The sequence below is a fragment of the Pseudomonas sp. 10S4 genome, from assembly GCF_034344865.1.
Taxonomy (GTDB): Bacteria; Pseudomonadota; Gammaproteobacteria; order Pseudomonadales; family Pseudomonadaceae; genus Aquipseudomonas.
In genome coordinates this window covers 6,641,914-6,655,865 of the sequence record NZ_CP133774.1, presented here as the reverse complement: position 1 = coordinate 6,655,865, position 13,952 = coordinate 6,641,914, and the positions used below count along the sequence as shown (strand labels likewise).

Below are 13,952 nucleotides of genomic sequence, written 5' to 3'. Positions count from 1 at the left end.
AATTCATGACAACCAAGCAACCCGACTGGGAGGCAATCGAACGCGCCTATCGGGCGGGATTGCTTTCCGTAAGAGAGATCGCCGCCTCCTGTGGCGTTTCTCACACCGCTATCCAGAAGCGCGCCAAGGCGAACGGGTGGGAGCGGGACCTGAAGGCAAAGATCAAAGCGAAGGCTGATTCACTGGTTGCCAAAAGAGAGGTTGCCACTCAGGTTGCCAGCAAATCAGTGGAAACCGAGCGAGAGATAATTGAGGTCAATGCTGAGGTCATTGCGAACATCCGCATGGCTCACCGTGGCGACATATCACGCGGCCGACGCCTCGCAAACAAGCTGCTAGATGAGCTCGAGGGGCTGACAGACAACCGCCAGCTATTCGAAGAGCTGGGCGAGCTGCTGCGTTCCGAAGACGACAAAGGGCAGGACAAGCGGAACGATCTGTACCAGAAGATCATCGATCTGCCGGGCCGCTCCAAGACGATGAAGGAAATGGCCGAGACGCTGAAGACCCTGATCGCCCTGGAGCGCCAAGCCTACGACCTCGACACCAAGACTGGCGGTAATGACGCCGACGAACTATCGAAAATGATGGACGAACTATCGAAGGATGCCTGACATGAAACCCGAGCACATGAAGCTGCTCCGGGACAAACGTTGGCGGATCAACAATCTCTACTTCATCACGGATAAGCAGGGCAAGAAGGTCCGCTTCCGGATGACGGACGAGCAGATCGAATACTTCGACGGGATGCATACCCGAAACATCATCTTGAAGGCGCGGCAGCTCGGCTTCACCACTGAGTGCTGCATCATCCAGCTCGACGCGGCTCTGTTCGAGTCGGCCAAGTGCGCGCTGATCGCTCACACCCTGAACGACGCCAAGCGTCTGTTCAGGGAGAAGGTGAAGTACGCCTACGACAACCTGCCGGCCGAGATCCGCGCCGCCAACCCGGCGAGCAACGATTCCGCCGGCGAGCTGGTGTTCAGCAAAGGCGGTTCGGTCTACGTTTCCACGTCCTTCCGGGGCGGCACGCTGCGTTATCTGCACGTGTCCGAGTTCGGGAAGATCTGCGCCAAGTTCCCGCACAAGGCCCGCGAGATTGTCACTGGCGCATTTGAGGCCGTGGCCACCGACTGCTTCGTCACGATTGAGTCGACGGCGGAAGGTCGGGCCGGCTACTTCTTCGATTACTCGCAGAGTGCGGAGCGTCAGCAACTGGCCGGCGTGCCCCTGGGCCTGCTGGACTGGAAGTTTTTCTTTTTCTCCTGGTGGAAGAACAAAGCCTACTGGCTTGACCCGACTGACGTGGTCATCCCGCAGCGCCTGACCGATTACTTCAACGAGCTGCACGCCAAGCACGGAATCGCCACGAACGACGGTCAGCGCGCCTGGTACGCGGCCAAAGAGAAGACGCTCGGCGACGACATGAAGCGGGAATACCCGTCTATCCCTGTCGAAGCCTTCCAGCAGTCGGTTGAGGGCGCCTATTACGCGCAGCAACTGACGAAGCTTTACACCCAGCAGCGCATCGGCGCGATACCAGACAACAGCCATCTGCCGGTGATGACCTTCTGGGACATCGGCGTCGGCGACTCCACGGCCATCTGGTTCGTGCGGCAGGTTGGCACCGAATACCACGTCATCGATTACTACGAGAGTTCAGGTGAAGGGCTACGGCACTACATGAAGGTGCTCAAGGACAAGGGTTACACCTATTCCGAGCACTGGGGGCCGCACGACATCGACAATCGTGAGTTTGGCAGCGATGCCAAGACCCGCCGTGAGCTCGCCAGCGAGGGTTACGAGATCGACGGACAGAAGTACTGCATGACGTTTCAGGTGGTCCCGAAGATCGGCATCAACGACGGCATCGAGCAGGTCCGGGAAATCCTCCCGCTCTGCGTATTCGATGAGTCGAAATGTGAGCAGGGCATCAACTGCATCGAGAACTACCGCAAGGAATGGGACGACAAGCGCGGCTGCTGGAAAGACAAGCCGCTTCATGACTGGACCTCTCACGGCTCCGACGGATTCCGGTACTTCGCTGTAGCGAAGAGCGCCAGGAAGCCGGCCACCTCTATCAAAATGGGATACGCCCGATGAGCAACGACGTCTCCTTCAAGCGGGCGGACTACATCGAGGTGCTGGACCGCTGGGCGACCGTCCGCGATGTTTGCGCAGGTCAGCACCGCGTGGTTTCTCGGTTGCCGTACATCAACGCACACGACAAGTCACCGGAAAACTCCGACCGCAACAAAGCCTACCGCGAGCGGGCAGTGTTCAAGAACGCCACCGGGCACACGCGAAACGGCTTACTGGGTTTGGCCTTCCACAAAGACCCGACACTCACCGTACCGAAGAAGCTGGAGTACTTGCAGGACAACGCCAACGGCTCTGGGGTGAGCATCTATCAGCACTCCCAAGGCACGCTGGAGAAGGTGCTCGAAGCTGGGCGTCACGGCCTGTACGTCGACTATCACCAGGATGAAGGCGCCGGCGGCCACTCGGTGATCTTGTCGTACTGCGCTGAGGACATCATTAACTGGCGCACCGGCATGGTGAACGGCCACAACGTGCTGACCCTGGTTGTGTTGCGGGAAATGATGGAGGTTGAGGAGGGCTTCGGATTCAAAGCTGTCGAGCAGTTCCGCGAGCTTGCACTTGAGGCTGAAGGTTTTGTCTGCCGAGTTTGGCGTCGCGCTGGACCCAAAGATGAAGGTCCGCTTGAAGTGATCAGCACCTTCACGCCTTCTGGGATTGCCGGGCGTTTGAAAGAAATCCCGTTCACCTTCGTCGGTGCACAGAACAACGATCCGACTATCGACGAATCGCCGCTGTACGACATTGCGATGATCAACTTGGGTCATTACCGCAACAGCGCCGACTATGAAGACAGCGTCTTCTGGTGCGGCCAGGCTCAGCCCTGGATTTCCGGGCTGACCGAGCAGTGGGTGAAGTTGCTGGAGGAAAAGGGCGTCTACGTCGGCTCCCGGGCGCCAATGCTGCTTCCGGTCGGCGGCGCCTTTGGATATGCGCAGCCACTGCCGAACACTCTGGTGAAAGAGGCTATGGCCGACAAGAATCAGATGATGATCGAGCTGGGCGCCCGAATGGTCGTTGCGTCACTGGCTGCCAAAACGGCTACCGAGTCCCGCGGCGATCAGTCTGCGTCAACCTCAGTGCTGGCCGGCTGCGTGGCCAACGTCAGTGAGGCCTACACCCGAGCGATCATGTGGTGCGGCCTTTACATGGGCATCACCGACAAGGTTGCGTACCAGGTCAATCAGGAGTTCGTCGAGCTGACGGCTGATCCGCAGATGATCACGGCTTTGGTTGGCTTGTGGCAGAACGGCGGTTTCGCGAAGGCTGACCTGCGGGCCTATTTGCGCAAGCTGGGCTTGATTGCCCCGGAGCGCACAGACCAGCAGATCGACGGCGAGCTTCAAGAGCAGGGCGATGGCCTGGGCCTGGATGATGAGGTAACACCAAATGGCGGCAAACCAAGCAATTCTTGACGCCACAATCCGGCACGCTGTCTTCCTTGAAAAGTTGAAGGCCGGGGAGGTCGGCAAGTTCGCGCCGTTCCTCAAGGAGATTGACCGCTCGATCCGGGACCGGCTCACTCAGTCGGATCTGACCGAGTACAACGTCAAACGGCTTGAAGCGTTGCTGAAGGAAGTCGACAGCCTGCTGCTGGGCATCTTCGACCGCTACAGCGTTCAGTTGAATCTCGATCTGATCGACATTGCCAATTACGAGGCCGAGTTTGAGGCGACGAGCCTGGCCAGGTCGGCGCCGGTCGGGGTTTCACTCGACGTTGCGGCGCCGACGGCGGCGGCCATCAGAGCGGCGGTCCTGACGAACCCGCTCAGCGTGCGCGGTACCGGCGGCGGCAAGCTGCTGAAGTCCTTCATCAAGGGTTGGACCACCGCGAGCGCGAGCGCGTCACCGGTACGATCCGGCAGGGCTTCTTCGAGGGCCAAACGAACTTCCAGATCATCCGCAACATTCGCGGTACCAAGGCGACCGGCTACAAAGACGGCATCCTGGCCACCACCAACCGCAATGCCAGCACGGTCGTGCACACCGCAATTCAGCATGTGTCGTCTCAGGCGCGCATGGAGGTGGCCAAGGCCAACACGGATATCGTGGCTGAAATTGAAATGGTCGCCACGCTGGACAGCAAGACCAGCCAGCAATGTCGCTCGATGGATGGGCGCCGATTCCCAGTAGATTCCGGGCCAAGACCTCCGTTTCACCCGAACTGCCGCACCACCTTCATATTCCTGACGAAGCTCAGCGAGATTTTCGCCAAGGGTGCTACACGGGCATCGGTCGGTGCAGATGGTCCCGGGCAGGTCAATGCGAGCCTCGACTATTACCACTGGCTTCAGCAGCAGCCGGCGTCGTTTCAGAATGAGGCTATTGGCCCTGTTCGGGCAAAGCTATTCCGTGAAGGCGGGTTGAGCATCCAGCGTTTCGCGGAGCTGCAACTTGACCGCAATTTTTCTCCGTTGACGCTGGCGCAGATGAAGGCTTTAGAACCACTCGCATTCGCTAAGTCCGGAATTTGATCAAACACTTTCAATCAGCCGCCTCCGGGCGGTTTTTTATTGCCTGCAAAGCGGGCAACACATACCCAAGGGGTGCATCAACGTGGCAGAAGAAAACGAAATCGACCTGGAAAACCCGGCAATCAAGGCCGCTATTGCGACTGCCGTTGAAGCATCCGTCTCGGGCCTGAAAACCAAGAACACGGAGCTGCTGGGCAAGCTGAAAGACACTACCGGCAAGCTGACCCAGTTCGAAACCCAGTTTGAAGGCATCGACATCGACGCCGTCAAAGGGCTGCTGAGTCGTGCCGGCCAGGACGAAGAAACCAAGCTGCTGACAGAGGGCAAGGTAGACGAGGTCTTCAACCGCCGCACGGAGCGCCTGCGTGGCGACTACGACAAACAGTTGAAGACCATCAGCGAGCGCGCTGAGAAGGCAGAGTCCTTCGCTGCCAAGTTCCAGGGCAAAGTCTTGGGCGACTCGGTGCGTGGCGCAGCACTGAAGGCTGGTGCACTCCCTGAAGCAACAGACGACATCATCCTGCGCGCCAAAGGCGTGTTCACCCTTAACGAAGATGGCGATGCAGTCGCCGTTGATGAGTCCGGCCAGACCATCCTCGGCAAAGACGGCAAGACCCCTCTGACCCCGCTCGAATGGGCGGAATCCTTGCGTGAAAGCGCACCTCACCTGTGGCCAAGGGCTTCAGGGACATTTGCCCCGGGCGGGGGTGGCGGCAAGGCTGCATTCAAGCGCTCCGAAATGACCTCCGAGCAGAAGCGCAATTACCAGCGCCAGCACGGCCAAACCGCATATTTGCAATTGCCCAAGTAAGGGGATTGACCCATGGCTACAACCGTTAATAGCGACCTGATCATCTACAACGATGAGGCGCAAACCGCATACCTGGAACGCGTTCAGGACAACCTTGATATCTTCAACGCATCGTCCAACGGCGCGATGGTGCTCGACAATGAGCTGATCGAAGGCGACTTCCGTAAGCGCGCTCTGTACAAGCTGAACGGCTCGCTGGAACACCGCGACGTCAACTCCGAAGGCAAGGTTACTGCCAAGAAGATCAGCGCCGGCGAAGCCGTTGGCGTCAAAGCTCCATGGAAGTACGGCCCGTATCAGACGACTGAAGAAGCATTCAAGCGCCGTGGTCGTCCGGTTGAAGAGTTCTCCCAGATTGTTGGTGCCGATGTGGCCGACGCTACTCTGGAAGGCTTCATCCAGTACGCCACGGCCGGCCTTCGCGCAGCCATTGGCTCCAACACCGACATGGTGGTTTCCGCCAACATCGAAACCGACGGCAAGAAGACGCTGACACGCGGCATGCGTAAGTTCGGTGACAAGTTCGGCCGGATCGCGCTCTGGGTCATGCACTCCAGCGCCTACTTCGACATTGTCGACGAGGCGATCACCAACAAGATCTACGAAGAAGCGGGCGTTGTGATCTACGGCGGCCTGCCGGGCACCCTCGGCAAGCCGGTGCTGGTGACCGATACCGCGCCTTCGGACGTGATCTTCGGCCTGCTGCCAAACGCTGTGACGATCACCGAGTCCCAGGCCCCTGGCTTCCGTTCCTACGAAGTGAACGACGAAGAAAACCTCGGTATCGGCTACCGCGCTGAAGGCACCGTGAACATCGATGTGCTGGGTTACAGCTGGAAGGCAGCGAGTGGCGGCTCGAACCCAACGCTGGCCGCCGTTGGTTCCGCTGCCAACTGGGTCAAACATGCTGGCAGCAACAAGGTCACGGCCGGCGTGATGATCAAGCTGACCACCATGCCTCCAGTTGGCGGCTAACAACAACCCCTGGGCGCGGTCAGCAATGGCCGCCATGGAGAGCATCATGGAATTGACGTACAGCAATCAGCTTGATGGCTTCGATCCGGAAAAGCGCTATCGCAATCCCGATCTGTTTCGTTTGATTGAGCGCGACGCAACGACGGTTGTGATCGTTGGCGACTATCCTGAGATCGCAGCCGCTTACGAGGCAGTGGGTGTCGAAGTAACGCTTGCAGATCACGGCAGTGAGCAAGGCGAGTTCGAAACCGATCCGAGAAAAATGGGAGTCGGCGAACTACGTGATTGGTTGACAGCTCAAGGCATCGAGCATGACGCTAAAGCTCCGAAGCTCGACCTTCTCAAACTCATTCCTGCGAGCTGATTCATGACTCTCATCATCGAGGATGGTACCGGCAAGCCAGATGCCGAAAGCTACGCATCTGCCGAGGACTTGGCCATGTACGCCGTGAAGTTCGGCGTGGTCATTCCTGCCGATGTTGTCGCGCAAGAAGCGCTGCTTCGCCGGGCCGCCTTGGCGATGGATGGCAAGACCTGGAAGGGGTGCAAGACGGATAGCGATCAGGCTCTGGCCTGGCCGCGCCGAGGTATCGAGCTGGATCAGCAGATCAAGCCCGACAACTACCTGCCTGCGCGAATCCAGTACGGCCAGATGGCCTTGGCTGCTGAGATCCATCAGGACGATATCGACCCCGTAGAGAAGCGCAAAGGTGCAGTTCTGATGGATCGCGTCGAGGGGGCAGTGACGCGGCAGTACGCTGCAATCCCAAACACCAGTAACAGGCTACTGCCAGCGGCGCCGGATCGTCCGAGCGCCACGCAGTTTGCTGATTACCTACAAAAGCGGGGCCTGTTCGCGGTGCGTGCGTAGTGATAGCTTCATGCCTCCTGCACAACGGAGGTGGATATGACTCAAGAAGAAAAAACAGCATGGGATCAGTATTACTCTGCGGCCGTCATCGCGACTTCAGCACTGCCTGTAAAAGACACAGGATCGCCTCTCGACTCGCTATCTCTTTTGCCAATGGCTATCGCAAATAGAGCAGCAGGATTGGCAGATCTCATGCTTAAGCAGCGGCAGGAGCGCATCAAATAATCCAAAGGCCCAGCCATCGCGCTGGGCTTTTCACATCTGGAGCCACCATGGCCTTCTACGACGAAATGGCCGTGATGGCTCTGGAGATGATCACAGAGTTCGGCCAACCCGTGATCATCCGGGCGACCACCGCCGGCAAGTACGACCCCGAAACCGGCACCGCAGGCCCTGACACCATCATCGAGCAGAGCGCCCAAGGAATCCTGCTCGACTTCACCGGTCAAGAATTCCAGAACAACAGCCTGATCAAACAGGGCGACAAGAAGCTCAAGATCGCCGCGCAGGGGCTTACGTGGGCGCCCGGCCTACTGAACAAAGTCATCGTCCAAGGTCGCACCTGGTCAATCGTCCCACCGCTGAAAGAGATCAACCCGGCCGGCACGCCAACTCTCTACGAGTTGCAGGTTCGGTCATGAGCAAATACTCAGGCCTCAACGGCAGCTTCGCCGAGAACATCCGCCAGTTTGCCGAGCAGGCGCAGGCCGGGCTCGACGCCACCTTCCGCGAAATCGTTATCGAGGTCGGCAGCAGCGTCATTCGCATGTCGCCGGTGGGCAACCCCGAGATCTGGGCGGCCAACGTCGCGCATCGCCAAGCCAACACCGCGGCGGCTGATGCCTATGACTTCAAGGTGGCCGTGCGCAATACGGTCATCAATCTGACCGACAGCAACTTCACGAAGGCCGGCAAGCTGAAGCGCGGCGTGAAGTACGCCAAGCCACTGACCAAGACCGAGCGCGACCAGAACTACAACGTGAACGGCTTGGTCGCTGGCAAGGGCTACGTCGGCGGGCGGTTCCGCGGGAACTGGCAATTTTCAATCGATTCGCCCGCCGACGGCGTGCTTGATCAGATCGACCCGTCGGGCAATGTCTCGGTGGCGGTGCTGAGGACTCAGGTGCAGTCACTGACCATCGGCCAGACGGCGTACCTGGTCAACAACCTGCCGTATGCGGTGCCACTCGAGTACGGACATTCGAAACAGGCACCCGGCGGCATGGTCCGGATCACCCTGGCTCGCTTTCAGCAGATCGTCGATGAAGTCATCAGGAACAACCAGGTATGAGCCATAACTTAATCGCCTCGATCTATGAGGCCAAGCTGATCGCCTGGGCGAAAGCGTTGCCAGTACCGCTGAAGGTCGTCGTCGAGAACGAGGCATATACACCCGGCGACGGCGCCACTTACCTGAAAGCGTTCACGCTGCCAGCCGATACCGCAAGCAACACGCTCTGCGGCGACCACAAGATGTATACCGGCGTGTTTCAGGTCAGCATCGTGACACCTTCCGGTAAGTATCGCGGCGCGGCCGGTGTGCTGGCCGACCAGATCGCGGTGCTGTTTCCGCTGTACGAGCGCAATACGAAGGGCGCGCTGACGGTGGTGACCATGAGCCCGGTAGACCCCGGCCCAGGCATTCCTGACGACACCACGTTTACCGTGCCTGTCTCGTTTCTGTACCGAGCCGACACTCAGTGAGTTACACGTTACTTCGGCGATTTCGGTACCACTTGATTGAGTACCATGGAATTGCAAATATCAAAACAATAAGAGCTGTCATAGGCAAGGCCGCTACCCAAAGGCCTGCAAACAGGCCGATGTCCCCTGCCCAGGTTTCGAGACCGAAGTGCGAGTTCGCTCCATAAGCTGAAAGCGCAGCCAGCACCACTGTGAGGATCGTTAACTTTTTAGCGATACGAACTACATCCTGTTTCATTGTTGCTCCGGGTCGATATCTTAGATATGGCTAAAGCCGCAATGCTCGCAACGTACCATCTCTTTGGTCTATGCGATCAAAGTAATGATTTTCAACCTCCCTTAACGCGCCCGTTGGGCAACCCCAGAACCCGCCATTGAGCGGGTTTTGTCATTTCTGCAAAGAGGAAAAACCCATGGGCTACAAGATCCCCAACGGCGGCAAGTTCCAGCACGCCGCAACTTATGAGGTTGCACTGCCATTCACTGCCATTTCCAACGCATCCGAGGCGGTAGCCTCGGTCGTCGGCGCTGATTTCGACGCCGGCGATATCGTCCTGCTCAGTTCCGGCTGGAGCCAACTGGATAACAAGGTTGTTCGCGTGAAATCCGCAACCGCCTCGGCGGTTACCCTGGAAGCGATCGATACCACCGACACGCAGATCTTCCCGGCTGGCAACGGCGCCGGAACCATGCGAAAGGTGCTCACCTGGGTGCAAATTCCACAGGTCACTGACCTGGCTTTCTCCGGTGGCGAACAGAACTATCTGGACGTGGTGTTCCTTGAGGACGACCAGGGCAAACAGATGCCGACCGACAAGTCTGCCGCCAGCATGGTGTTGACCATCGCCGATGACCCGACTCAGGCCTTCAATGCGGTGCTGCTCAAGGCTGATGCGGGCAAGCAGGTGCAGGCGGCTCGCTTAAATCTTCCGGGCAATGACATGCTGCTGTACGGGGCATACACCTCGTTCTCGAAACAGCCGGCCGTCTCCCGCAATAACCTGCTCACCCGTACCGTGAACTTGGCGTTGCAGTCCGAGCCAACCCGCTACCTGTCGGTGGTGTAACCCATGGCCAAGTTCACGCTTATCCAAAACCCAACCTTCAAGGCCGACGTCATGCTCCCGACAGTTGGCGGCGAACCGGTGAAGGTGGGGTTTGAGTTCAAGTATCGCGACCGAACCGAGTTGGCAGATTTGTACGCCGACTGGGGCGAGCGGCATAAGGCGCTGGGGCTGAAATCGGAAGAGGTGGGACTCAAGCAGTTCACCACCTTGCTGATCGATCTTCAGGTGGAGCAGCTCAAGACAATCGTCTCCGGCTGGGATGTGGACGAAGAGTTCACAGACGAGAATCTCCGCATCCTGGTCAGCTCAATCAGCGCGACTCCCAGCGCGGTGCTGGGGGCGTACTCCGATGCGTTCAGCAAGGCTCGCCTGGGAAACTCCTAAGCGCTGCACGCACCCTCTACGAGCAAGGGCCTTCGGCTGAAGAGCTGAAGACCTTCGGCTTCATGGTGGGTGATCTGACCGGGCAAGACTGTGAAATTTGGCCGGCTAACTGGCAGGCCTTCATTGTCTTCGAGGCTCTGAGCACCCAATGGCGTACAGGTGCGTGCGGCGCTACCGGTTTGGATTACACGTCAATTCGCGATGTCGCTGGCTTTCTCGGTTTAACCCGGGCTCAGGTCACCGACATTTTCCCGGATCTCCGCATCATGGAAGCCGATGCCCTGCAGGTGATGGCGGAACAGAGGGACAGTAAATGAGTACCAACTTCGCGTCCCTGGGCATCGAGGTCAATTCGTCGTCGGCGGTTAAAGCTGCTGATGACCTCGACAAACTGGTCACCGCTGCCGAGGGGGCCGAAAAGGCGGTTGATGGACTCGGCAAGGCCAGCACCAGCCTGGCAGACACAGGAAAGAAGGTGGCGCAAGCCGAGGCCGAGGCGGCGCAGGGAATTGATAAGTCGACTGGAGCCAGCGAGCGCCAGGCCGATGCGAGACGGAAATCAGGCGCAAGCGCGACCAGTGAAATCGCCATCATCAGCCAGCTCGACAAGGCGATGTCCAGCAACATCTCCAGCATGGAATCTTTGGTTCAGGCGGAAGGTTTGCTTGAGCGCGCCCGCAAGGGCGGCCTGGTCACTATCGAGCAGCAGGAGGCTTACCAGGAACGGCTCGGCAAGTCCTACGACAAGATTGAAAAAGCCGAGATCAAGGAAGTCGCACAGAAACAGCGCCTGATTGACGCGGAAAACCGTCAGATTGAGGCGCTGAAGCGCACGGTCAATGGCATTGATCCAGTGACCGCGAAGCTGGCCAAGTTGGAGGCGCAGGAAAAGGCCGCACATGAGGCTTTCCGCGTTGGTGCAATCAATGCCGATCGCTACAACGAGGCCCTGGCCAAGATTGGCAAGGACCGGGCCGGCATGGGGGAGGCAGCCAGTGCGTTCGATAAGCTAAAACTCGGCACCCGTCAGGCGCAGGAAAACGTCGTTCAGCTTGGCAATGCCCTGTCTTCTGGTGACTGGGGCAGCGGTGTTCGCGCCGTCGCTCAATTGGGTGCTGGGGCTGGTAGTGCGGCGATCGGATTTGCAGCAATTGCCGCACCGATTGCCTTGGCCGCGGGCGCACTTGCCGTTCTCACCAACGCCTATTATCAGGGCAGCAAGGAGGCTCAGGAATACAACAAATCCCTGATCCTGACCGGCAACTACGCGGGCACCAACGCTAGCGAGCTCGCCGAAATGGCGCGGCAGATCAGCGCGACAGTGGGCACCACTGGAGCGGCGGCTGATGTGCTTGCGAGCCTGGCAGGAAATGGAAAGATCGCCAGTGCGAGCTTCGTTGAGATTTCAGAAGCCGCTTTGGCGATGGAAAAAGCCACCGGCAAGTCTGTCGATGCCACGGTAGCGGAGTTCGTCAAGATTGCTGATGATCCGGTTGCTGCTGCGAAGTCGCTGAATGACCAGTATCACTTCCTGACCGCATCGGTTTACGCGCAGATAGTGGCGCTCAAAGAGCAGGGCGATGAGATCGGGGCATCGAAGCTGCTGACCGATAGTTACGCCGATGCGGTGAAGGGGCGCGCAGGCGAGATCGTTCAGAACCTGAGCCTTGTTGAAAAAGCCTGGCTCGCGATTCGAGGTGAAACCGCGAAGACGCTGGACGCTTTGAAAAACGTCGGTCGTGATCAGGATGACCTACTGCGAATCACCGAAATAACCCAAAAGCTTGCCTATCTTCAATCAACTCTGGGCACAGGTTTTGAGGATGGTGATGCGAAAAAGCGAATGGAGTCGCTGCAGGATGAGCTCAACCTGTTGCAAGACAAGCAGGCGGCCCTGAAGGACAACGCGAAGTTTGACAGTGATCAAACTCGCATTCAGAAGGAAGGGCTTGAGGCTGAGATAAAGCTGAAGGCGATCAGCGATTCAAATCTCACCAATGCTGAAAAGCGCAACAAGCTGATCAAGGATTATCAGCGGTCAGTCGATGACCTGCGCAAAGCGAACCCGGATAGTCCGCTCGTAAAGCCCGATTACGTGGCGAAGACGATCCAAAATATCAAGGACAAGAACAAGGATCCCGCCGTAGCGGCTGGCAGCGTCGACCTCACCGGTTTCAACGATGCAAAAAACCAGCTCACAGCCATTCTGGCCGAGTACAGCAATGCCCAGAAGCAACTGGATGCGGCGCAGAAAGCCGGGCTGATCTCCCAGGCCGAGTACGCACAAAAACGTGAAGGCCTGATCGGCAACGAACGGGATGAAGTTGCAGCAGCGTACGAGGCCGAGATCGCGGCGCTGGAAGCCGTGAAAAACAAGTCCAGCACCACGGCAGCGCAGCGCATCCAGCTGGACCAGAAGATCGCCGATGCTCGCACAGCCATGGTCAAGGCGCAGAAGGCTGCCGACAGCCAGCAGGAGGTGTTGGCTACCAACGAGAAAGGACGCCTCGACAAGCAAACGTACGCAGTCAGCCAATACGTTGCAGCCCTCGGACAGCAGCAGAAGGCTCTGGCGCTTGCAGGCCAACGCGCAGTCAATGGCGTTGGCCAGGGCGATCGGCAAAACGCGTTGTCCGGCGAGCTGAACAGTCAGCAAGACCGGTTTGCTCAGCAGTCCCTGGAACTGGAAAACCAGCGCTCCGACCCATCCAGAAACATGGACCCGGAAGAGTTCAAACAGAAGTCACAGGCTCTCGCGGATGCGAACAAAGCAGCGACCGACCAGATCCGGCAGAACTATGCCGACGTCGAAGCGGCGCAGGGTGACTGGACCAAGGGCGCGACATCGGCGTGGGCCAATTACTTGGATTCGGCGCGGGATATTGCCGGGCAAACGCGGAGTTTGTTCACGAACGCTTTCAGTTCGATGGAGGACTCGATCGTCAACTTCGCCATGACCGGGAAAGCCTCTTTCGGGGACTTCGCCAAATCGATCCTAGCGGATATGGCGCGAATTGCTGCGAGGCAGGCCAGTTCCGCATTGCTTGGCAGTCTGGTCGGTGCGGCTGCCAGCTACTTCACCGGTGGCAGTGGCAGTAGCGGGTTTGCTTCCGGCTCTGCCGGTGCCGCTTCGTCGGCTGCAGGGGCGTCGCAGGCCGGATATACCAATGTCGACTTCTCTGGCTACAGAGCCGCCGGCGGACCGGTTGCGCCGAACTCCCTGTACGAAGTCAACGAATTGGGGCCGGAGTTGTACAACGAGGGCGGCAGGTCATTCCTTATGACCGGCGCCAATGGCGGCAGCGTTACGCCGCTGACTTCCGGCGCAGGGCCAGGTATCGCGGCGCTCGGTGGTAGTGGCGGTGGCAGCGGCGGAGACACGTACAACTTTCCTGTTGCCGTATCCGTGCAAACCGGCGGTGCTGATTCACCCGCAAACAACCAGCAGGCTTCGGCAGACCTTGGCAAAGGCGTGCAGCAAGTTGCGCAATCGGTGGTTGATAGAGCGATCGCCAAGGAGCTTCAGCCGGGCGGCGAAATTTGGAAAAGGATCAACGGGAGATAGC

General features: G+C 58.6%; 16 protein-coding genes and 1 pseudogene. 16 read left to right on the top strand and 1 reads right to left on the bottom strand.

Going from position 1 to position 13,952, the window contains the following annotated elements; all coding sequences use genetic code 11:
- Positions 1-5: 5 nt before the first annotated feature.
- The 12 genes and pseudogenes from RHM58_RS31095 to RHM58_RS31040 all read left to right on the top strand — a co-directional run bounded on the left by RHM58_RS31095 (position 6) and on the right by RHM58_RS31040 (position 8,935).
- Positions 6-614 (top strand): hypothetical protein, encoded by a 609-nt coding sequence (locus tag RHM58_RS31095; protein ID WP_322269071.1) that lies wholly within the window; start codon positions 6-8, stop codon positions 612-614.
- Position 615: 1 nt separating this feature from the next.
- Positions 616-2,103, top strand: a complete 1,488-nt coding sequence (locus RHM58_RS31090; protein ID WP_322269070.1) for a terminase — start codon at positions 616-618, stop codon at positions 2,101-2,103.
- Complete coding sequence (locus RHM58_RS31085) at positions 2,100-3,515, top strand: DUF4055 domain-containing protein (RefSeq protein WP_322269069.1); 1,416 nt, start codon at positions 2,100-2,102, stop codon at positions 3,513-3,515. The genes RHM58_RS31090 and RHM58_RS31085 overlap by 4 nt, the downstream gene beginning before the upstream one ends.
- Positions 3,490-4,574 (top strand): annotated as a pseudogene (locus RHM58_RS31080) (minor capsid protein). The gene RHM58_RS31085 and the pseudogene RHM58_RS31080 overlap by 26 nt, the downstream one beginning before the upstream one ends.
- An 82-nt stretch (positions 4,575-4,656) precedes the next feature.
- Entirely contained in the window at positions 4,657-5,385 is a 729-nt protein-coding gene (locus tag RHM58_RS31075) for a hypothetical protein (protein ID WP_322269068.1), read from the top strand.
- A gap of 12 nt (positions 5,386-5,397) precedes the next feature.
- A complete protein-coding gene (locus RHM58_RS31070) occupies positions 5,398-6,360 on the top strand; it encodes a major capsid protein (protein WP_322269067.1) in 963 nt (320 codons plus the stop codon).
- Between the two features lie 46 nt (positions 6,361-6,406).
- Entirely contained in the window at positions 6,407-6,724 is a 318-nt protein-coding gene (locus RHM58_RS31065) for a hypothetical protein (RefSeq protein ID WP_322269066.1), read from the top strand.
- Between the two features lie 3 nt (positions 6,725-6,727).
- Positions 6,728-7,231 (top strand): DnaT-like ssDNA-binding protein, encoded by a 504-nt coding sequence (locus tag RHM58_RS31060; RefSeq protein ID WP_322269065.1) that lies wholly within the window; start codon positions 6,728-6,730, stop codon positions 7,229-7,231.
- 36 nt (positions 7,232-7,267) lie between these two features.
- A complete protein-coding gene (locus RHM58_RS31055; protein WP_322269064.1) occupies positions 7,268-7,456 on the top strand; it encodes a hypothetical protein in 189 nt (62 codons plus the stop codon).
- 47 nt (positions 7,457-7,503) lie between these two features.
- Complete coding sequence (locus RHM58_RS31050) at positions 7,504-7,872, top strand: hypothetical protein (protein WP_322269063.1); 369 nt, start codon at positions 7,504-7,506, stop codon at positions 7,870-7,872.
- Positions 7,869-8,522: a hypothetical protein gene (locus RHM58_RS31045; protein ID WP_322269062.1), complete on the top strand. Its 654-nt coding sequence runs from the start codon at positions 7,869-7,871 to the stop codon at positions 8,520-8,522. Before RHM58_RS31050 ends, RHM58_RS31045 begins: the two co-directional genes overlap by 4 nt.
- Positions 8,519-8,935, top strand: coding sequence for a phage tail terminator-like protein (locus tag RHM58_RS31040; RefSeq protein WP_322269061.1), 417 nt, complete (start codon positions 8,519-8,521; stop codon positions 8,933-8,935). Before RHM58_RS31045 ends, RHM58_RS31040 begins: the two co-directional genes overlap by 4 nt.
- 1 nt (position 8,936) lies before the next feature.
- On the opposite strand, the gene RHM58_RS31035 is transcribed toward RHM58_RS31040, so the two are convergent.
- Complete coding sequence (locus RHM58_RS31035; protein WP_322269060.1) at positions 8,937-9,173, bottom strand: hypothetical protein; 237 nt, start codon at positions 9,171-9,173, stop codon at positions 8,937-8,939.
- A 175-nt stretch (positions 9,174-9,348) separates the two neighbouring features.
- Here RHM58_RS31035 and RHM58_RS31030 point away from each other — a divergent pair, with 175 nt between their 5' ends.
- From RHM58_RS31030 to RHM58_RS31015, 4 genes are all read left to right on the top strand, one after another.
- Positions 9,349-10,002: a phage tail protein gene (locus RHM58_RS31030; RefSeq protein WP_322269059.1), complete on the top strand. Its 654-nt coding sequence runs from the start codon at positions 9,349-9,351 to the stop codon at positions 10,000-10,002.
- Positions 10,003-10,005: 3 nt separating this feature from the next.
- The gene (locus tag RHM58_RS31025) at positions 10,006-10,386 is read left to right on the top strand and encodes a phage tail assembly chaperone (RefSeq protein WP_322269058.1); all 381 of its coding nucleotides are present in this window, start codon (positions 10,006-10,008) and stop codon (positions 10,384-10,386) included.
- 62 nt (positions 10,387-10,448) lie between these two features.
- Complete coding sequence (locus RHM58_RS31020) at positions 10,449-10,703, top strand: DUF1799 domain-containing protein (RefSeq protein WP_322269057.1); 255 nt, start codon at positions 10,449-10,451, stop codon at positions 10,701-10,703.
- Entirely contained in the window at positions 10,700-13,951 is a 3,252-nt protein-coding gene (locus tag RHM58_RS31015) for a phage tail tape measure protein (RefSeq protein WP_322269056.1), read from the top strand. Before RHM58_RS31020 ends, RHM58_RS31015 begins: the two co-directional genes overlap by 4 nt.
- Position 13,952: the final 1 nt, after the last annotated feature.